Source organism: Kribbella sp. NPDC002412 (assembly GCF_053592935.1).
In genome coordinates this window covers 29611-47339 of record NZ_JBSFBL010000017.1, presented here as the reverse complement: position 1 = coordinate 47339, position 17729 = coordinate 29611, and the positions used below count along the sequence as shown (strand labels likewise).

Annotated in this window: 19 protein-coding genes; 11 read left to right on the top strand and 8 right to left on the bottom strand. The window is 69.5% G+C overall.

The window, feature by feature from the left end:
* Positions 1-9: 9 nt before the first annotated feature.
* Together ACWCOV_RS16120 and ACWCOV_RS16115 are read left to right on the top strand one after the other, a co-directional pair.
* Positions 10-951, top strand: a complete 942-nt coding sequence (locus ACWCOV_RS16120) for a glycoside hydrolase family 6 protein (RefSeq protein WP_449830023.1) — start codon at positions 10-12, stop codon at positions 949-951.
* 38 nt (positions 952-989) lie between these two features.
* On the top strand, positions 990-1493 hold the full coding sequence (locus ACWCOV_RS16115; RefSeq protein WP_449830022.1) for a putative immunity protein: 504 nt from the start codon (positions 990-992) through the stop codon (positions 1491-1493).
* A gap of 101 nt (positions 1494-1594) precedes the next feature.
* Here ACWCOV_RS16115 and groL read toward each other — a convergent pair whose 3' ends face one another.
* Positions 1595-3220, bottom strand: coding sequence for a chaperonin GroEL (gene groL, locus ACWCOV_RS16110; RefSeq protein WP_449830021.1), 1626 nt, complete (start codon positions 3218-3220; stop codon positions 1595-1597).
* A gap of 231 nt (positions 3221-3451) precedes the next feature.
* Here groL and ACWCOV_RS16105 point away from each other — a divergent pair, with 231 nt between their 5' ends.
* Positions 3452-4012 (top strand): GNAT family N-acetyltransferase, encoded by a 561-nt coding sequence (locus ACWCOV_RS16105; RefSeq protein ID WP_449830020.1) that lies wholly within the window; start codon positions 3452-3454, stop codon positions 4010-4012.
* On the opposite strand, the gene ACWCOV_RS16100 is transcribed toward ACWCOV_RS16105, so the two are convergent.
* Complete coding sequence (locus ACWCOV_RS16100; RefSeq protein ID WP_449830019.1) at positions 4009-4425, bottom strand: Rid family hydrolase; 417 nt, start codon at positions 4423-4425, stop codon at positions 4009-4011. The genes ACWCOV_RS16105 and ACWCOV_RS16100 overlap by 4 nt on opposite strands.
* Positions 4426-4555: 130 nt before the next feature.
* Between ACWCOV_RS16100 and ACWCOV_RS16095 the strand changes: the two genes are divergently transcribed.
* On the top strand, positions 4556-5407 hold the full coding sequence (locus ACWCOV_RS16095) for a GlxA family transcriptional regulator (protein WP_449830018.1): 852 nt from the start codon (positions 4556-4558) through the stop codon (positions 5405-5407).
* A gap of 58 nt (positions 5408-5465) precedes the next feature.
* Positions 5466-6050 (top strand): DsbA family oxidoreductase, encoded by a 585-nt coding sequence (locus ACWCOV_RS16090; protein ID WP_449830017.1) that lies wholly within the window; start codon positions 5466-5468, stop codon positions 6048-6050.
* On the opposite strand, the gene ACWCOV_RS16085 is transcribed toward ACWCOV_RS16090, so the two are convergent.
* A complete protein-coding gene (locus tag ACWCOV_RS16085; protein WP_449830016.1) occupies positions 6013-6366 on the bottom strand; it encodes an MmcQ/YjbR family DNA-binding protein in 354 nt (117 codons plus the stop codon). The two genes, ACWCOV_RS16090 and ACWCOV_RS16085, sit on opposite strands and share 38 nt — an antisense overlap.
* Before the next feature lie 153 nt (positions 6367-6519).
* Here ACWCOV_RS16085 and ACWCOV_RS16080 point away from each other — a divergent pair, with 153 nt between their 5' ends.
* Both ACWCOV_RS16080 and ACWCOV_RS16075 read left to right on the top strand, forming a co-directional pair.
* Positions 6520-6864, top strand: a complete 345-nt coding sequence (locus ACWCOV_RS16080; RefSeq protein WP_449830015.1) for a PspC domain-containing protein — start codon at positions 6520-6522, stop codon at positions 6862-6864.
* A 71-nt stretch (positions 6865-6935) separates the two neighbouring features.
* Positions 6936-8204, top strand: a complete 1269-nt coding sequence (locus ACWCOV_RS16075) for a M48 family metallopeptidase (protein ID WP_449830014.1) — start codon at positions 6936-6938, stop codon at positions 8202-8204.
* On the opposite strand, the gene ACWCOV_RS16070 is transcribed toward ACWCOV_RS16075, so the two are convergent.
* Positions 8201-9166, bottom strand: a complete 966-nt coding sequence (locus ACWCOV_RS16070) for a glycerophosphodiester phosphodiesterase family protein (RefSeq protein ID WP_449830013.1) — start codon at positions 9164-9166, stop codon at positions 8201-8203. The two genes, ACWCOV_RS16075 and ACWCOV_RS16070, sit on opposite strands and share 4 nt — an antisense overlap.
* Positions 9167-9333: 167 nt before the next feature.
* On the opposite strand from ACWCOV_RS16070, the gene ACWCOV_RS16065 reads away from it, so the two are divergent.
* A complete protein-coding gene (locus ACWCOV_RS16065) occupies positions 9334-11055 on the top strand; it encodes an ABC transporter ATP-binding protein (protein ID WP_449830012.1) in 1722 nt (573 codons plus the stop codon).
* Positions 11052-12788 (top strand): ABC transporter ATP-binding protein, encoded by a 1737-nt coding sequence (locus tag ACWCOV_RS16060; RefSeq protein WP_449830011.1) that lies wholly within the window; start codon positions 11052-11054, stop codon positions 12786-12788. Before ACWCOV_RS16065 ends, ACWCOV_RS16060 begins: the two co-directional genes overlap by 4 nt.
* Before the next feature lie 57 nt (positions 12789-12845).
* Here the strand turns inward: ACWCOV_RS16060 and ACWCOV_RS16055 are convergent, their stop codons facing one another.
* From ACWCOV_RS16055 to ACWCOV_RS16045, 3 genes are all read right to left on the bottom strand, one after another.
* On the bottom strand, positions 12846-13388 hold the full coding sequence (locus tag ACWCOV_RS16055) for an rRNA adenine N-6-methyltransferase family protein (RefSeq protein ID WP_449830010.1): 543 nt from the start codon (positions 13386-13388) through the stop codon (positions 12846-12848).
* Between the two features lie 125 nt (positions 13389-13513).
* Positions 13514-14680 carry a CapA family protein gene (locus ACWCOV_RS16050; RefSeq protein WP_449830009.1) on the bottom strand — a complete coding sequence of 389 codons (1167 nt, stop codon included), beginning with the start codon at positions 14678-14680 and terminating at the stop codon, positions 13514-13516.
* Positions 14681-14747: 67 nt separating this feature from the next.
* Positions 14748-15026 (bottom strand): helix-turn-helix domain-containing protein, encoded by a 279-nt coding sequence (locus ACWCOV_RS16045; RefSeq protein WP_449830008.1) that lies wholly within the window; start codon positions 15024-15026, stop codon positions 14748-14750.
* A gap of 73 nt (positions 15027-15099) precedes the next feature.
* Here ACWCOV_RS16045 and map point away from each other — a divergent pair, with 73 nt between their 5' ends.
* Positions 15100-15867 carry a type I methionyl aminopeptidase gene (gene map / locus ACWCOV_RS16040; protein WP_449830007.1) on the top strand — a complete coding sequence of 256 codons (768 nt, stop codon included), beginning with the start codon at positions 15100-15102 and terminating at the stop codon, positions 15865-15867.
* 261 nt (positions 15868-16128) lie between these two features.
* Complete coding sequence (locus ACWCOV_RS16035; RefSeq protein ID WP_449830006.1) at positions 16129-16527, top strand: hypothetical protein; 399 nt, start codon at positions 16129-16131, stop codon at positions 16525-16527.
* A gap of 4 nt (positions 16528-16531) precedes the next feature.
* On the opposite strand, the gene ACWCOV_RS16030 is transcribed toward ACWCOV_RS16035, so the two are convergent.
* Positions 16532-17632 carry an Rv2578c family radical SAM protein gene (locus ACWCOV_RS16030; protein ID WP_449830005.1) on the bottom strand — a complete coding sequence of 367 codons (1101 nt, stop codon included), beginning with the start codon at positions 17630-17632 and terminating at the stop codon, positions 16532-16534.
* Positions 17633-17729 lie beyond the last annotated feature (97 nt).

Sequence of the window (17729 nt, the reverse complement as noted above, 5' to 3'; positions counted from 1 at the left end):
CTACCCGCGATGGCTCTCCTGTCCACGGCCGCCCTGCTCACCGCCGGAATGCTCACCCTCGGCGGCCAGCTCGTTCCCGGGCCGGCCGCCGGCAACCCGGTCCAGCTCACCAACGGTTTCTACGTCGACCCGAACTCCAACCCGGCCGTCTACATGAAGCAGCACCCGAACGAGACCGAGATCAAGAACCAGATCGCCACCAAGGCCGGCGGGCGCTGGTTCGGCAGCTGGAGCGGTGACATCAAGGCGGCTGTCACGTCGTACACCACCGCCGCGGACCGGGCGGACAAGCTGCCGATCCTGGTCGCGTACAACATCCCGGGCCGCGACTGCGGCGGCCACTCCGGCGGTGGCGCCGGGTCGCCGGCGGCGTACCGGGACTGGATCGCCAAGTTCGCCGACGGGATCGGCAACCGGCCGGCCGTGGTCGTCATCGAGCCGGACGCGCTGGCGCAGCTCGACTGCATGGCGGAGAACCAGCGGCAGGTGCGGATCGACCTGCTGAAGTACGCGGTCAACCAGATCGCGACCAAGAATCCGAACACCTGGGCCTACCTGGACGGCGGCAACGCCAACTGGATCGAGGCCGGTGAGATGGCCCGCCGGCTGCGGCTGGCCGACGTCGGCAAGATCCGCGGCTTCGCGCTGAACGTGTCGAACTACTACACCACAGAGCAGTCGGTGACGAAGGGCAACGCGATCAAGAACGCACTCGGCGGCGGCACCCAGTTCGTCGTCGATACCAGCCGGAACGGCAACGGCTCGAACGGCGAGTGGTGCAACCCGGCTGGTCGCAAGCTCGGCGCGCCGTCCCAGGTCGGCGGCGGCGCGGACCTGCTGCTCTGGCTCAAGGTCCCCGGCGACTCCGACGGTGACTGCGGGATCGGCAAGGGCATCCCGGCCGGCACCTTCTCGGCCACCCTCGCCAAGCGCCTGATCGCCGGAATGTGAAGTCTCAACCGACAGGTTCAACGATACGGTTGACACGTATGAAGCTGACCGACGAAGACCGTCGTGCCATCACCCAGTTCGCCGTCGACTGTGCCGAGCGGGCGTTGCCGCTCTTCGAGGCAGCGGCTCCCGGCGACACCCGGCCTCGCGAGGCGATCGAAGCCGCCCGCGACTACGCGAACGGCGGGGAGCGGTCGAAGCGCCAGCGCTCAGCCGCTTGGGCAGCGCAGAAGGCCGCAGGCGAGGTCGACGACCCGGCCGCCAAGTACGCGGCGCGCGCTGCGGTCGGTGCCGCCGGGGCGCCGTACATCCACGACCTCGAGTCCCCGCACCAGTTGAACCATGTGCTCGGGCCGGCGGTCGCCATGGCACAGGCCTACCAGCTGGCTACCGACGAGCCCGGCGACAGCCAGATCGACTGGGCCATCGACCACGCGTCGGCAGCCGTCCGGGACGTCGTACGTCACTGGCCGGCCCGTGAACCCTCCCGCAGCCGGGTCGGCCTCCTCACGCACCGACTCGACAGCGGCTTGCGCAACTGACTGCTCGGAGCGCTGCGGGGCCTCCTCCCGTCAACAGCAAACGGTCCCGGGCGAGGCCCGGGACCGTTTGTGGTGCTGTGGTGTTGCTGGACTTCAGTGGATCAGAAGTCCATGCCGCCCATGTCAGGCGCGCCACCCGGAGCGGCCGCGGCCTTCTCCGGCTTGTCGGCGATGACGGCCTCGGTGGTGAGGAACAGCGCCGCGATGGACGCCGCGTTCTGCAGCGCCGACCGGGTCACCTTGGCCGGGTCGATGATGCCGGTGGCGATCAGGTCGACGTACTCACCGGTCGCGGCGTTCAGACCGTGACCCGGCTCGAGGTTGCGAACCTTCTCCACCACGACGCCGCCCTCGAGGCCGGCGTTCACGGCGATCTGCTTCAGCGGCGCCTCGACCGCGGACCGCACGATGGCGGCACCGGTGGCCTCGTCACCGTCGAGCTCGAGCTTCTCGAACGCGATCACCGACGCCTGCAGCAGCGCCACGCCACCACCGGCGACGATGCCCTCCTCGACGGCCGCCTTCGCGTTGCGAACGGCGTCCTCGATGCGGTGCTTGCGCTCCTTCAGCTCGACCTCGGTGGCCGCGCCGACCTTGATCACCGCAACGCCACCGGCCAGCTTGGCCAGCCGCTCCTGCAGCTTCTCGCGGTCGTAGTCGGAGTCCGACTTCTCGATCTCGGCGCGGATCTGGTTCACCCGGCCGGCGATCTGGTCCGCGTCGCCCTCGCCCTCGACGATGGTCGTCTCGTCCTTGGTGACGACGATCTTGCGGGCCTGGCCGAGCAGCTCCAGGTCGACGGAGTCGAGCTTGAGGCCGACCTCCTCGGAGATCACCTCGCCGCCGGTGAGGACGGCGATGTCGACCAGCATGGCCTTGCGGCGGTCACCGAAGCCCGGCGCCTTGACGGCGACGGCCTTGAAGGTGCCCTTGATCTTGTTGACAACCAGGGTGGCCAGCGCCTCGCCCTCGATGTCCTCGGCGATGATGGCCAGCGGCTTGCCGGTCTGCATCACCTTCTCCAGCACCGGGACCAGGTCCTTGATGCTGGAGATCTTGCTGTTCACGATCAGGATGTACGGGTCGTCGAGGACCGCTTCCATCCGCTCGGTGTCGGTGACGAAGTACGGCGAGATGTAGCCCTTGTCGAAGCGCATACCCTCGGTGAGCTCGAGCTCGAGGCCGAAGGTGTTGCTCTCCTCGACGGTGATGACGCCTTCCTTGCCGACCTTGTCCATCGCCTCGGCGATGATCTGGCCGACCTGGTTGTCGGCGGCCGAGATGGACGCGGTCGCAGCGATCTGCTCCCGGGTCTCGACCGGCTTGGCCAGCGCCAGCAGCTGCTCGCTGACCGCCTCGGTCGCCTTCTCGATGCCCTTCTTCAGGCTCATCGGGTTGGCGCCGGCCGCAACGTTGCGCAGACCCTCGCGGACGAGAGCCTGGGCCAGCACGGTGGCGGTGGTGGTGCCGTCACCCGCGACGTCGTCGGTCTTCTTCGCAACTTCCTTGACGAGCTCGGCCCCGATCTTCTCGTACGGGTCCTCGAGCTCGATCTCCTTGGCGATGGAGACACCGTCGTTGGTGATCGTGGGGGCGCCCCACTTCTTCTCCAGGACGACGTTGCGGCCCTTCGGGCCGAGCGTCACCTTGACCGCATCGGCGAGGGTGTTCATCCCCCGCTCGAGGCCGCGGCGCGCCTCTTCATTGAAAGAAATCAGCTTGGGCATTCTCCGCGAGTCCTCCCGCGTCGAGTCTTTGTGTTCAGCCGGCCGAGATGCCCGCGACGGACGGCGCCACACCGCGGCGGTCACGTCCCGCCACGCTCCGGCACCTCATCGAGGCCGTCTTCTGTCACACTCCGCGGGCACGAGATTTATCACTCTCACCCATGGAGTGCTAACCAAGTATTAGCACTCGCCCCAAGCGAGTGCAAGCCGGCCCCCGCTACGGTAGGCCCCATGGTGGAGGTGCGAGCGGCCGGCCCGGACTCGTGGCAGGACGTCGCCGCCGTGATGGGTGAGCGCGGCGACCCGGCGCGCTGCTTCTGTCAGTACTTCCGCCTGCGCGGAAAGCAATGGAACGCGGCCACGCAGCAGAGCAACCGGAGCGACCTCCGCAAGCAGGTCTGCCACGGCGAGGTCCCACCTGGAGTCCTGGCGTACGACGACGGCGCGCCGGTCGGCTGGTGCGCGGTCGCCCCGCGAACGGCGTACCCACGGGTGGTCGCCTCCCCCAACTGGCGCACCGACCAGCCGGACGCCTGGGTGATCACCTGCTTCGTCGTACCCGTCGGCCACCGCCGGCAGGGCATCGCCGGCGAGCTCGCCCTCGGCGCCACCGACTTCGCCCAGTCGTACGGCGCTTCCGCCGTCGAAGCGTGCGCGGTCGACGTCGAGGAGGTAGACCGCACCTCCTCAGCCGACCTCTACCGCGGCCCGCTCACGGTCTACCTGACCGCCGGCTTCACCGAGATCAGCCGAACCAACCCACGCTGGGTCCTGGTCCGCAAGACGTTCTAGACCTTCGCGACGAACTTGATTTCGACCAGCTGCTCGGGGAATGCCAGGCGGGTGATGCCGACGATGGTGCTGGCGACCTGGGGATCTTCGCGGCCGTAGGCCTCCTTGCGGATCTGGCCGACCACTTCGAAGGCTGCGTCCATGTCGAGCACGTAGACCACCTCCTCGACCACGTTGTCGAGCGAGGCGCCGTACCGTCCCAGCAGCTCCTGCGCGTTGGCGTAGGTTTGCCGGAGCTGGTCGCCGATGCTGGAGAAGTCGGTCGCCACCCCCGACTCGTCGACCGGCGCCGGCGCGACCAGTTCGGCGCCTTTGTGGGACAGCTGGCCGGACAGATAGATGGTGTCGCCGGACTTGATGGCCTGCACGTACCCGTAGGCGGTCTCCCACGGCACTCCGAAGTTCTCGGTCACTCGGCACCCCTTTTGGTTCACAAGATTAAGATTCAATCAACCTAGTGAGCGCACGGTGGGTCGAACAGCGGCAGCCGTGCCAGATCCCGCAGGGTTCGTGCCGGGATGTCGAGAGGAAGGCGGTGAGCGGGTGGCGACCAAGCTGACGGTGGCGGTGCTGGACCTGCCGCGCGTGATCCCGATCGACTTCAGCATCCCGTCGTACCTGTTCGGTGGCTGTCCCGGCTACCAGGTCGTCGCGGCGGCGGCGGACGCCGACATCATCGTCGTACCCGGGTACGACGATCCGGAGGAGCCGCTGCCGACGCCGTACCTGGACCTGCTCGCGGGCAGCTCGGCACGCATCGTCGCGGTCTGCACCGGCGCGTTCGCCGTGGCCGACGCAGGTCTGCTCGACGGCCGCGACGCGACCACGCACTGGCAGTACGTCGCACCGCTGCGGCGACTGCATCCGCGGATCAACGTGCTGGAGAACAAGCTGTTCGTGGAAGACGGCAAGATCCTCACGTCGGCCGGCGGCGGCGCCACGATCGACGCCTGCCTGCACGTCATCCGCACCGACCTCGGCGAGACCGCGGCGTACGAGGCGGGCAAGGGGATCGTCGCGGCACCGGTCCGCGGCGGGGACCAGCAGCAGTACGTCGACCTGCGCACGCCACCGCGGTCGGACCTGTCCGCCACCCGCGCCTGGGCGCTGGAGCACCTCGGCGAGCCGCTGACCGTGCAGCGGATGGCCGCACACGCCACGATGCCGCGGCGGACCTTCATCCGGCACTTCGAGAACGAGACCGGCGTACCGCCGATGCGCTGGGTCGTGGAGCAGCGGCTGCTCAGCGCACGGCGGCTGCTGGAGACCTCGGACTGGACGATCGAGCGGATCGCGTCCGCGGCCGGCTTCGGTACCGCGAGCACGTTCCGCGAGACCTTCCGCCGCGAGGTCGGCACCACCCCGTCCGCGTACCGCCAGGCGGCGCGGGACTGAACCAGCCCTCGGGCGCGTTGTACCGAGGCAGGTAGTTGAACATTCGAGGAGTTTCTTGATGGTCGTCGAGCACTGGTTCGACTTCGTCTGTCCGTACTGCTACATCGCCCAGGACCGGAACCGGATCCTGCGCGAACGCGGGATCGAGGTGGTCGAGCACGCGATCCGGATCCATCCCGAGATCCCGCCCGGTGGGAAGCCGGCCGGGCCGCGGGTCGGACCGACGTACGAGTTCCTGGCCCGGGAGGCCGAAGCGGCCGGTCTGCCGCTGCGCTGGTCGAGCCGGATGCCGAACACGCGTCGCGCGCTGGCCGCGTTCGAGTGGCTGAAGAACACCCGGCCGAGGGTGGCCCGGCGGTTCGCCGAGTCGGTGTTCGCCGCGTACTTCGCTCAGGGGCAGGACATCGAGTCGGTCGACCTGCTCGCGATCCTGGCCGAGGCGGCGGGTGGCGACCCCGCGCGGCTGCGGGCCGCGTTGGCCGACGGAACGGCGTACGCCGCTCTGGACCGGTCCGAACGGGAGGCGAAGAAGTACGGCGTGGAGGGCACACCCACCTGGAACGTCCTCGGCCAGTCCGTCAGCGGGTTGCGGCCGCGCGTGTGGTTCAGGGACCTGACGACTGTGCTGCGTCCAGCTGGGTGATCAGGTACTTCGGCGCGGTCAGGCGCCACGCCTCGGTGACCAGCTCGCGGAGCTCGTCGTCGTCGGCCGCTTCGATGTCGACGTCGAGCCAGGCGAACCGGCCGGAGGCCCAGGACGGCGCGAAGACCTCCGGGTTCTCGGCCACCAGGGCCTCCTGCTCCTCGCGCAGCGACTTGAGCAGCAGCCTGGTCTCGTCCTCCGACATGTACGCGAAGCTCTTGTTCCGCACCTTGAACACCGGCTGCCCCGCCCACCCCTCATGCTCCTCCACCCCCGGCAACCCCAGCACGACCTTCACCAGCACACCACCATCCATCCCCCGACCGTAACCACCCCCACCGACAGTTCCGCCCCTGCTCCGGCCCGAAAGTCGTACGGGGGTCTGGAGGTTCGGGCCCGGGGTCGGGTCAGGGGTGGGTCGGTACCGATCCGGATGTGGTGGGGGCCCCTCAGGCGGGAGAGTTGAGCCATGACGAACTCCAACGCACCGTTCTCCAACCTGTCCGGCAAGGTTCTCCGGCGTTCCCGCGACCAGCGGATGCTCACGGGTGTCTCCGGCGGCATCGCGGAGTACCTGAACATCGACGTGACCCTGGTCCGCCTCGGCATCGTCGGCCTGACCCTGCTGACCGGCGGCACCGCCCTGATCGGCTACGTGATCGCCTGGGTCGTGATCCCCGAGTCCGACGGCAAGGCCGTCTGGCAGAACGTCCAGCAGTCCGTGAACCAGCCGCAGCCGACCCCCGAGGCCGACATCGCCTCCCGCATCTACGACGACACCAACCCCACCAACAACAAGCCCCCGGCGGCATGACCGACGCAGCAGCAGGGTGACCCAGTCGCGAGCGACCGTCGCCCTGCTGCCCGCCCTGGCACACTTCTCGCGTGCAGAGCACCGAGGACGTGACGAACTGCCCCGACTGTGGGCACCAGATCAGGGTCGAACAGCACTACGTCACCTGGTGCGACCAGTGTGACTGGAACATCGACCCGTCTCCGCAAACAGACCCCACGCCTGCCTGGCGGCTTCGGCTCGAGCACAGGCTCGCCGACGCCCTCTACCGCGAGCTGGAGACCGGCAGCATCCACCGCCCCGGCTTGGACGCGGCCCGCGTCGCCGCCTATCTGCTCTCGGCGCTCGTCCTCGTACTGCCGCTTCTGGCACTCGCAGGCGGAATCGCACTCCTGCTCTTCTACCGGCCACTGTGGCTCAGCGTTCCCCTGGCCCTGCTCGCGTTCGCCGTCGCGCACCTCTTCCGCCCTCGCGCCGACAAGCTGCCTCCTGACGCCCAACTCGTCCTCCGCGACCAAGCCCCGAGCCTGTACGGCGTCCTGGACCGCATCGCCGACGCTCTCGGCGCCCAGAAGATCGCGGCCGTGGTCGTGGACGCGGAAGCCAACCTGTGGTTCGGCCGAATCGGCTGGCGCTTCCGCCCGGTGATCGGCATCGGCCTGCCGCTGTGGACCAGCCTGAGCCCACAGGAGCGCGTCGCGGTCCTGGCGCACGAGCTGGGACACGGCCGGAACGGCGACGCCCACCACGGCTGGGTGATCGGTGCGGCGGAGTCGATCCTGCACGAGCTGCGGCTGACCTTCTCCGAGCAGCCGCTCGACAGGTACCGCCAGGACCTGAGCTACCAGATCAACGCGGATGCGACGTACGTCGGATTCATCACGCGCCTGGTGAACGCCACGGTCGGCGGGTTGGTGCGTGGGTACGGCTGGTTGCTGGACCGGGCGTACTTCCGCGGCAGCCAGCGGGCCGAGTACCTGGCTGACCGGAGGGCAGGTGAGATCGCGGGCTCGGAGGCGACCGCACACGCGCTGGAACGGTTGCTGCTGAGCGACACCGCCTTCCGGGCGATGGAGCGAGCACTGCGGTTCGGCAGCGAGATCGAGCCGTTGGAGGCCGTCCGGCGCGCGGTGAACGAGGTGCCGAGGCGCGAGATCGAGCGGCGGGTCAGGGCCAGCCGGAGCCGTGAGACTCGGACCGATGCCATGCATCCGCCGACGTACCTGCGGACCAGACTGATCCGGGCCAGGCCCGCCACCAGCGCGAGAGTCGTGCTCGGGCTCGACGAGAGCAGGAACGTCGACGCGGAGCTGGCACCTGCTGGTCAGACGGTCCTGGCCGCATTTCGCAGTGCGCTTTAGACCTTCAGAGCGGATCGACGAACCGCTGCTACTGCCAGGTCTGGGTGGTCGGTGAAGATGCCTTGGATGCCTAGGCGGGTGAAGGTTGTGAGCTCGGTGCGGAAGTCTGTGCCGGTGGGGAGGAAGCGGCGTTCGGCCCGGAAGGTCCAGAGCTGGACTGCGAGGCCGAGGCGGTGGGCCTGGTCGGCGAGGCGGGTCGGCTCGCCCAGGGAGCCGTCGGCGCGGCGCGGGATGACCAGGTCCTTGTGCGGCGCCAAGACCTGTGCGTACGTCGAGACCTCGCGCAGGCCGGCGGGTTCGATCAGGTCCGCGAAGGTGCGGCCGTCGCCGGTCCGCAGGAAGTCGTTCGGGGCGCTCTCCGCGTCCACCAGCTGAACCAGCGGCACCCGCGTCATCACCGACAGCCGGCGCAGGCTGGTCGGCTCGAACGACTGCACCATGATCTCGTCGTTGCGCAGGCCCAGCGTCAGGATCCGCTCGGTCAGCAACTCCTCCAGCGGCAGTCCGAGCCGCCGGAAGTACGCCGGGTACTTGATCTCCGGCAGTACGCCGATCGGCCGCCCGAGCCGGAGTGACTCCTGCCGGGCCAGTGCCACCACCTCGTCGAAGGTGGGGATCGTCTCCAGCCCGTCGTACGCCGTGTTGCCGGCCCGCAGCGCGGGCATCCGCTCCCGCGCCCGGAGCTGCCGCAGCTCCTCGTACGTGAAGTCCTCGACGAACCAGCCGGTCACCGCGGTGCCGTCGACGATCTTGGTGACCTTGCGGTCCGCGAACACCGGGTGGTCGGCGACGTCCGTCGTACCGGAGATCTCGTTCTCGTGCCGGCAGACCAGGACGCCGTCGAGGGTGGCGACCAGGTCCGGTTCCAGGTAGTCGGCTCCCTGGGCCGCAGCCAGGCGGTAAGCCGCCGGCGTGTGTTCCGGGCGGTAGCCACTCGCTCCCCGATGCGCGATCACCAGCATGGATCCAGGACAGGCGGCCGACATGGCGGCCCGGGAACTCGTTGCCCAACGCAAGGTGAAGGTCTTTTGATGCGCGGGGAGACCGTGGCGGCACGCACCGTGACGGTCCCCAGGTGCGAGTAATTCGCATGCGGAACGTCGGTGGCCACACCTAGCCTGAGGGGGCCATGAGACAGCTGCCCCTCGCCGATCCCGGCGTTCCCGACCACCGCTCGCCGACCCGTTACCTGCTCTGGGTCGCGCGCGGTCAGTCGCGCACGCTCGCCGGCGGGATGGCGTTCGGCATCCTGTGGATGGGTGCGCAGGCGTTCATTCCGGCGATCCTCGGCAAGGCGATCGACGAGGGCATCGCCGCGCGCGACGGCGACCGGCTGCTGCAGTGGACCGCGGTGCTGTTCGCGGTCGGCGTGGTGCAGGCGCTGGCCGGCATCATGCGGCACCGGTTCGCGGTGACGAACTGGCTGATGGCCGCCTACCGCACGGTCCAGGTGGTGACCCGGAAGTCGGCCGACCTCGGCGCGACCCTGCCGAAGAACCTGGCCACCGGCGAGGTGGTCAGCATCGGCGCCGGCGACCTCGCCTACATCGGCAACCTGATGGAGATCTCGGCCCGGTTCAGCGGCGCGATCGTGGCGTTCGTGGTGGTCGCCGCGATCCTGCTCTCCACCTCGACCACGCTCGGCCTGGTGGTGCTGATCGGCGTGCCGGTGATGCTGTTCTGCCTCGGCCCGATGCTGCGGCCGCTGCACCGGCGGCAGTCCGCGCAACGCGAAGCGGTCGGCGAGCTGAACTCGCTCGGCTCGGACATCGTGGCCGGTCTGCGCGTGCTGCGTGGCATCGGCGGCGAGGAGTCGTTCTCCCGGCGGTACCGCGGTGAGTCGCAGCAGGTCCGGCAGGCCGGTGTGCGGGTCGCCAGGATCCAGTCCGTGCTGGACGCCGCGCAGGTGCTGCTGCCTGGTGTGTTCGTCGTCCTCGTGGTCGGCATCGGCGCACACTTCGCCTTGCGCGGCACGCTGAGCGCAGGCTCGCTCGTCGCCTTCTACGGCTACGCGACGTTCCTGGTGCTGCCGCTGCGCACCGCCACCGAGTTCGCCAACCAGTTGATGCGCGGTCTGGTCGCCGCACGCCGCGTGATCCGCGTGCTGGCGCTGCAGCCCGACATCACCGAGCCGGTGCAGCCCGTGCGGCTGCCGGACGGCGGCGACCTGGTCGACCCGGTCTCCGGGATCCGGGCCCGCGACGGCCTGCTCACGGCGATCGTCTCGGCCGAGCCGGACACCTACAACACGCTGGCCGACCGCCTGGGTCGGTACGACGAGACCAGCGAGGTGCGGTACGGCGGAGTGACCCTGGCCAGCGCGACTCGTGAGGACATCCGGCGGCGGATCCTGGTGAGCGACACCGGTTCCCAACTGTTCACCGGGACGTTGCGCGAAGAGCTGGACCCGGACAACTGCCGTACCGACGAAGAAGTCATGGCAGCGATGCGCACGGCGTCTGCCGAGGACGTGCTCGTCGCGTTGACCGACGGGCTCGACTCCGAGGTGGAGGAGAAGGGCCGGTCGTTCTCCGGCGGCCAGCGGCAGCGGCTCGTGCTGGTCCGCGCGCTGCTGGCCGACCCGTCGGTGCTGGTGCTGGTCGAGCCGACCTCCGCGGTCGACGCGCACACCGAGGCGCGGATCGCGGACCGGCTGCGCGACCACCGGGCCGGGCGCACCACCGTCGTACTGACCGCCAGCCCGCTGCTGCTGGACCGGGTCGACGAGGTGATCTTCGTCGCCGCCGGCCGAGTGGTCGCCACTGGCAAGCACCGCACGCTGCTCGAGACCGACCCGCAGTACCGCCGGACCGTGACCCGTCAGACCGAAGCGGAGGAGGCGCTCAGATGAGGCAGATCCTCCCGGTCGCGGGTCCCGCCGAGATCCGCCGGCACGCGCGCCGGTTGGCCCGGCGGCACCCGCGCACGCTGCTGGTCGCGCTGCTGCTGCACGGCCTGGCCGCGGTCACCGGCCTGGCCGCGCCGCGGCTGATCGGCGGCCTGGTCGAGGACGTCCAGCGCGGCACGACCGCCGCCAAGGTCAACCAGGTGATCCTGGTGATCGCGGTGTTCATCGTGGCGCAGTCGCTGCTGACCAGATGGGCCCGGTTCAAGTCGTTCGCGCTCGGCGAGCAGGTGCTGGCCGAGCTGCGGGAGGACTTCGTCGACAACGCGCTCGCGCTGCCGATCGGCACGGTCGAGCGGGCCGGCACCGGCGACCTGCTGTCCCGCACCTCGCGGGACGTCGACACGCTGTCGCGGACGGTGCGGTTCGCCGTACCGGAGACGATCATCGCGTTCGTCACCGTGCTGTTCACGGTCGGCGCGACGCTGCTCGTCGGCGTCTGGGTGCTGGTGCCGCTGCTGGCCATGGTGCCGGCGCTCTGGCTGGGCACGTGGTGGTACCTGCGCCGGGCGAAGGACGGCTACCTGCGGGAGAACGCGGCGTACGCGCAGATGACCAGCTCGCTCGCCGAGACGGTCGAGGGCGCCCGTACGGTCGAGGCCCTGCGGCGGTACGACGAGCGCGTCCGACGGACCGATGCCGACATCCGCGGCTCCTACCTTGCCGAGCGATACACGCTGTTCCTGCGCACGATCTACTTCCCGGTGGCCGAGATCGGGTACCTCGTGCCGGTCGTGGGGACGCTGGTGTTCGGCGGCTGGCTGCACATCAACGGTCACGTCTCGCTGGGCGCGGTCACGGCCGCGGTGCTGTACGTCAACCAGCTGATCGACCCGGTCGACCGGTTGCTGTCCTGGCTGGACGAGCTGCAGTCCGGCGGCGCCGCGTTCGCGCGGTTGCTGGGCATCAGCGACGTACAGGACGATCGGACGCCGTCCGGGCGGTCACCTGACGGTGAGCTGGTGGAGGCGAAGGACGTTCGGTTCTCGTACGTCGAGGGTCGCGACGTGCTGCATGGCGTGGATCTGACCATCGAGCCGGGTGAGCGGATCGCGATGGTCGGCCCGTCCGGCGCCGGGAAGTCGACGCTCGGCCGACTCGTCGCGGGGATCCATCCGCCGCGGACGGGTTCGGTGACGGTCGGCGGCGTCGGGATGACCGAGCTGCCGCTGGACGAGCTGCGCAAGCAGGTCGCGCTGGTGACCCAGGAGCACCACGTGTTCGTCGGCACCCTGCGGGACAACCTGTCGATGGCTCGGCCCAGCGCCTCTGACCAGGAGCTGCTGGACGCGCTCGGCGCAGTGGATGCGCGCGAGTGGGCCGAGGCGTTGCCGGACGGCCTGGAGACGCGCGTCGGGTCCGGGCAGCTGGCGTTGTCACCTGCCCAGGCTCAGCAACTGGCGCTGGCGAGACTGGTGCTGGCGGATCCGCACACGCTGGTGCTGGACGAGGCGACGTCGCTCATCGACCCGCGCGCTGCGCGACACATGGAGCGGTCGCTGGCCGCCGTACTGGAAGGCCGGACGGTGATCGCGATCGCGCACCGGCTCTACACGGCGCACGACGCGGACCGGGTCGCGGTGGTCGAGGACGGCCGCATCTCGGAGCTGGGCAGCCACGACGAGCTGGTGGCGCGCCGGGGCTCGTACGCCGCCCTGTGGAACTCCTGGCACGGATAGTTGCTGACAGCAAGAACCCCCGGCGGTCACCTCTGACCGGCGGGGGTTCTGCTCTCTCTACCGTTTGCGCAGCACCAGGACTGCTGAGTCGACATGCGGCGGCGGGGTGAAGGCCTTGCGGGGAAGGCGGAGACCGATCGACGGGTCGTAGTGGCGGAGCCACCGGTTCGCACCAGGCGCGTCACCGCGAGACCACCGGTTCGCCACCGCCCGCTGCAGCACGAGATCGGCCGACACCAGGCGGGAACCCGGCGCCAGCAAGCGCTTCAGCAGTGCGGTGGAGACGTTGTACGGCGGACTCGACACCACCCGGAACGGCCGGGCCGGCAACCGCAGGTCGGCGGCATCGGCACGGACCACCGTGACCGACGCGTCCGCGAACCGGCGGCGCAACCGATCGGCACGGCCGGGGTGGAGCTCGACGGCGATCACCTGGGCTCCGGCCCGGACCAGCGGCGCGGTCAGCGCGCCGAGTCCGGCTCCGACGTCGAGGACGAGCTCACCGGGTCTGACCCCGGCGGCGTCGACGACGCGTTGGGCCCAACGACTATCGAGCGGATGCCATCCCCAGGCACCCCTCGCCTGCCCGGAGGCGGGCACGACGGACCATCACGAAGTACGTAACCATGACCCCGACCCTAGACAGCCGGCCCGCGCGGGTTCAAAGCATTTTCCAGCCCGCGACCGGGCCCGGGACGTGGTACGCGCGGATCAGCTCCGCGCACTCACTGACCGAGGGCCTTCGGTGTGGCACCGAGTGACTTGACAGTCGCCGTCGTACGGCGTTCGGCGCGCTCCAGCCGGGTACGGCGAGCCACGGCCAGCCCCGGCTTCGCGAGCTCCCGCCGTACGTCGAGAACCCGGACCGGCAACGCGTCCGTCATCAGCAGCGGGGCGAACTCGGCGTCGGCCGTGGTCCAGCGGTCGCCGTCGCGTTGGAAGGTGAAGCGGACCAGCATGCCCTCGGCCTTGGTGGTGCTGGGCTCGCGGTGCGCGGCGATCAGGTTGCCGAGACCGTACGCGGCCCACTTGCCGTCGATGTTCTCCATCGGCTGGACGACGTGGGCGTGGTGCCCGAGCAGCAGGTCGATGTTGCTGTCGCCAAGCAGTTGCGGGGCGACCTCGCGCTGCTGGTCGTTGAGCTTGCTCGAGTACTCGGCGCCCCAGTGGCAGCTGACGACCACGATCTCGGCGCCACGGTTGCGCGCCTTCTGCGCCATCGCCTTGATCTTCGGTACGTCGATCTTGCCGGCCCGCCAGGTCTCGCCGTCGGGGTACGGCAGGCCGTTGAAGCCGAAGGTGTAGCTGAGCACGGCGATCTTCACACCACGAACGTCAATGATCGTTGGGGTCTCGGCCTCGTCCGGGGTGCGCGCCATCCCCGCGTGGCGGAGGCCGGCTTGCTCGAGCGTCTTGAGGGTGCGGTCGACCCCGGCCGCGCCGCTGTCGAAGCTGTGGTTGCTGGCTGTCGTACAGACGTCGTACCCGGTCTGCTTGAGGGCCGCGGCGATCTGCGGCGGGCCTTGGAAGAGCGGGTAGCCGCGGTACGGGCCGCCGAGTGGAGCCAGCGGGGTTTCCAGGTGGGCGATCGCGAGGTCGGCGTCCTGGACGATCGGCTTGACGCTGCTCATCACCGGCGCGAAATCCCACCCGCCCTTGCGGCCGTCACGCTTGGCGGTGGTCCACAGGCGCTCGTGCAGCAGTACGTCGCCGGTCGCCACCAAGGTGATCCGGTCGGGCTGATTCGCCTTGTTTTCCTTGGGCTTCGGCTTGGCTTTGGTGTCACTTGCGCTACCTGTGTCGGCGGCGGTGTCCGCGATACAGCCGGTCGTCGCGAACGCTCCCGCTCCGGCGAGCATCGCCCCCAGCACAGCACGACGTCGTACCGCCATTCCAAGCCCCCAAGCTTCGTTCCCCAGTTGCTTGGGAGACGCCGGGGCCGGCGGTTTGGTTCGCGGGTCAGGCGATCAGGTTGGAGTCGTCCTGGGTCTCCGGGTGGTCCGCGCAGGCCGCGACCAGGGCGTCGAGGGACAGGTCCAGGGTCGCGGCGACGGCGGCGACGGTGAACAGCGCCGGGGTCGGGATCCGGCCGGTCTCGATCTTGCGGAGCGTGTCGACGGAGACGCCGCAGGCCGCCGCGACGTCGACCATGCTGCGCTCGCCGCGCGCCTCGCGCAGCAGGGCGCCGAGCTGCCGGCCGCGCTCGCGGTCCCAGCTGGACAGAGGTGGTCGTACCATGACCGTGATAATAGTACCGGTATAGTTATCCGGGAAGGTGCAGTGGCCGAGAGGCCGAGGTCGAGGAGCGGGCATGGTCGAGTTGAAGACTCCGGCGGAGATCGAGCGGATGCGGGCCGCCGGGCGGGCGGTCGCCGGCGCGCTGGCCGCGGTGAAGAAGGAAGCCGCGGTCGGGATGTCGCTGCGCGAGCTCGACGCGGTGGCCCGCGAGGTGCTGCGGTCCGCGGGTGCGGTGTCGCTGTTCGAGGGCTACCAGCCGACCTTCGCGACGACGCCGTTCAGCGGCGTGATCTGCACGTCGGTGAACGACGCCGTACTGCACGGTCTGCCCGGAGACCTCGTGCTTCAGGACGGTGACCTGCTGAACGTGGACTGCGGAGCCTCGGTCGACGGCTGGTGCGCGGACTCGGCGATCAGCTTCTGCGTCGGTACGCCGCGCGCCGAAGACCTCGAGTTGATCGCCACCACCGAGGAGGCCCTGGCGGCCGGGATCGCCGCCGCCGTCCCGGGCAACCGCCTCGGCGACATCGGCGCCGCGATCGGCCGGATCGGCAAGGCGGCCGGCGTCGGCACCAACCTGGACTTCGGCGGCCACGGCATCGGCCGCCGCATGCACGAGGACCCGCACGTCCCCAACAACAGCCGCCCCGGCCGCGGCCTCAAACTCCGCCCCGGCCACGTCTTCGCCATCGAGCCGTGGTTCTGGACCGGCTCCACCACCACCTACGTCATCGACGACGACGGCTGGACCCTCCGCTCCTCCGACGGCACCCGAGGCGCCCACGCCGAACACACCGTAGCCATCACCGAATCCGGCCCCGAAATCCTCACCCTCGCGTAATCCCCCACGCGCCCGCTACACCGGCGAGGACATCGAGTTCGTGTTCGGCGACTCGATCGCCGGGCCGGTCCGACGGCGGCGGCGGCGGAACCAGCCTGGTCCCCCGGGCACCGCGACCCTGGTCAAGCTCCCCTCCGCCTTACGGATCGGATCGGCCAACCGGCAATCCCGTTGACCGCCGTGGCCTTCGCGTGTGCACTCCTTTATCGCGCTGGGGGTGTGGTTCTTGTTCCTTTCCCGCGGACCTGTCACGTTGTGACCGTGACTTTCGAGGTGAACGGCTACCGCATGTCAGAGCTGATCGAGGACCCTGCCGCAGTCGAGCTCGCGTTGACTCGCCTCGCACAAGTGCTGACCAATGCCCGAACGCACATGCAGCACCTCGGCCGGAACGATCTGGCCGGCCGCCTCGACGAGCTGTCCCGCGAGCTGCAGACAAGCGGAACCGGGATCGACGACACCTTCGACCACGCCCTCCGAGAAGTGACCTCCGCCGCCGCGGATGCATGTGAGCAGGCCTCGGGACCAGACGACCTGCAATCCCCGGACGACCCGAACACCCAGCTCTACAAGGCACTCAGCTGGAGCGTCCTGGACCTGGTCATCATCCGCATCGGCGGCTACGGCACCATCGAGCATCCCGGTGGGAGCGGCCGATGAGCGGCTAGAACAGGGTTTGTTGGTTGGTGTCGGGGGTGGGGGTTGGGGTGCGGTGGTAGGGGTTGCGGAAGCGGGCGGTGGTGGGGTTGGAACGGGTGGATGGGCGTGGAGGGGTGGAGGAACTCGAAGGGGGCATCGGGTCTGCGCGATGGCGGGAGGAGCGGCCGAAGCCGTGTTTGTCGAGGAGGGGGCGGACCTTTGCTTCGAAGGCGTTCTGGTAGCTCGGGGCGGCGTTGACGCCTTGCCTGTAGAGCGATTCGTAGCGCGCAACCAGGTCCGGGCGCTCACGCGCGAGCCACGCCATGAACCACTCCTTGACGCCAGGACGCAGGTGGAGCACGAGAGTGGTGACTCCAGTGGCGCCGGCGTCGGCCAGCTGGCTGAAGAGGAAGTCCAACTGCTCAGCGGAATCGGTCAGCCAGGGCAGGACCGGAGCGACCATGACGCCGCACGGCAGGCCGGCCTCCCGGATGGAGCGGATCAGGTCGAGGCGACCGCGGACGGACGGTACGCCGGGCTCGACCAGCTTGCGTAGCTCCTCGTCCGCCAGCGCCAGCGAGACACCGATGCCGACAGACACCTCCGACGCCGCCGACACCAACAGGTCCAGATCACGCCGGAGCAATGTCCCCTTGGTCAGCACGGACAACGGCGTACCGGAACCCGCCAAGGCCTCGATGATCCCCGGCATCAGCCGATACCGACCCTCGGCCCGCTGATAAGGATCAGTATTGGTGCCCAAGGCAACCTGCTCGCCACGCCAGGACGGCCGGGCGAGCTCTCGCCGCAACACGTCCGCCACGTTCGTCTTCACGACGATCTGACGGTCGAAGTCCTCGCCTTGGTCGAGCTCGAGATAGCTGTGCGTCGGCCTCGCGAAGCAGTACCGGCAGGCGTGCGTGCAGCCGCGGTACGGATTGATCGTCCAGTCGAACGGCAGCGACGTCCCCGGCACCGAGTTCAGCGCCGAGCGCGCCAGCACCTCATGGAAGGTGACACCGCGGAACTCCGGCGTGGTCACCGACCGGACCAGGCCCGCGATCGACCCGAGCCCCGGCAACGTCCCCGGAGTCTCCGCGTCGACCTGCTGACCAGCCCATCTCATGCACCACAGTCGAACATATGTTCCCCAGATCTTCAAGTCGGCCAGGTGCGCACCGAGCTATTCCCGTATACCCTACGGAAATAGCCAGCAAGGGAGG

Bases quoted from the DNA above. Each gene is read 5' to 3' on its own strand.
- ACWCOV_RS16120 (WP_449830023.1), top strand. From the start codon at position 10: ATGGCTCTCCTGTCCACGGCCGCCCTGCTCACCGCCGGAATGCTCACC.
- ACWCOV_RS16115 (WP_449830022.1), top strand. From the start codon at position 990: ATGAAGCTGACCGACGAAGACCGTCGTGCCATCACCCAGTTCGCCGTC.
- groL (WP_449830021.1), bottom strand. From the start codon at position 3,220: ATGCCCAAGCTGATTTCTTTCAATGAAGAGGCGCGCCGCGGCCTCGAG.
- ACWCOV_RS16105 (WP_449830020.1), top strand. From the start codon at position 3,452: ATGGTGGAGGTGCGAGCGGCCGGCCCGGACTCGTGGCAGGACGTCGCC.
- ACWCOV_RS16090 (WP_449830017.1), top strand. From the start codon at position 5,466: ATGGTCGTCGAGCACTGGTTCGACTTCGTCTGTCCGTACTGCTACATC.
- ACWCOV_RS16085 (WP_449830016.1), bottom strand. From the start codon at position 6,366: ATGGATGGTGGTGTGCTGGTGAAGGTCGTGCTGGGGTTGCCGGGGGTG.
- ACWCOV_RS16080 (WP_449830015.1), top strand. From the start codon at position 6,520: ATGACGAACTCCAACGCACCGTTCTCCAACCTGTCCGGCAAGGTTCTC.
- ACWCOV_RS16070 (WP_449830013.1), bottom strand. From the start codon at position 9,166: ATGCTGGTGATCGCGCATCGGGGAGCGAGTGGCTACCGCCCGGAACAC.
- ACWCOV_RS16065 (WP_449830012.1), top strand. From the start codon at position 9,334: ATGAGACAGCTGCCCCTCGCCGATCCCGGCGTTCCCGACCACCGCTCG.
- ACWCOV_RS16060 (WP_449830011.1), top strand. From the start codon at position 11,052: ATGAGGCAGATCCTCCCGGTCGCGGGTCCCGCCGAGATCCGCCGGCAC.
- ACWCOV_RS16050 (WP_449830009.1), bottom strand. From the start codon at position 14,680: ATGGCGGTACGACGTCGTGCTGTGCTGGGGGCGATGCTCGCCGGAGCG.
- ACWCOV_RS16045 (WP_449830008.1), bottom strand. From the start codon at position 15,026: ATGGTACGACCACCTCTGTCCAGCTGGGACCGCGAGCGCGGCCGGCAG.
- map (WP_449830007.1), top strand. From the start codon at position 15,100: ATGGTCGAGTTGAAGACTCCGGCGGAGATCGAGCGGATGCGGGCCGCC.
- ACWCOV_RS16030 (WP_449830005.1), bottom strand. From the start codon at position 17,632: ATGAGATGGGCTGGTCAGCAGGTCGACGCGGAGACTCCGGGGACGTTG.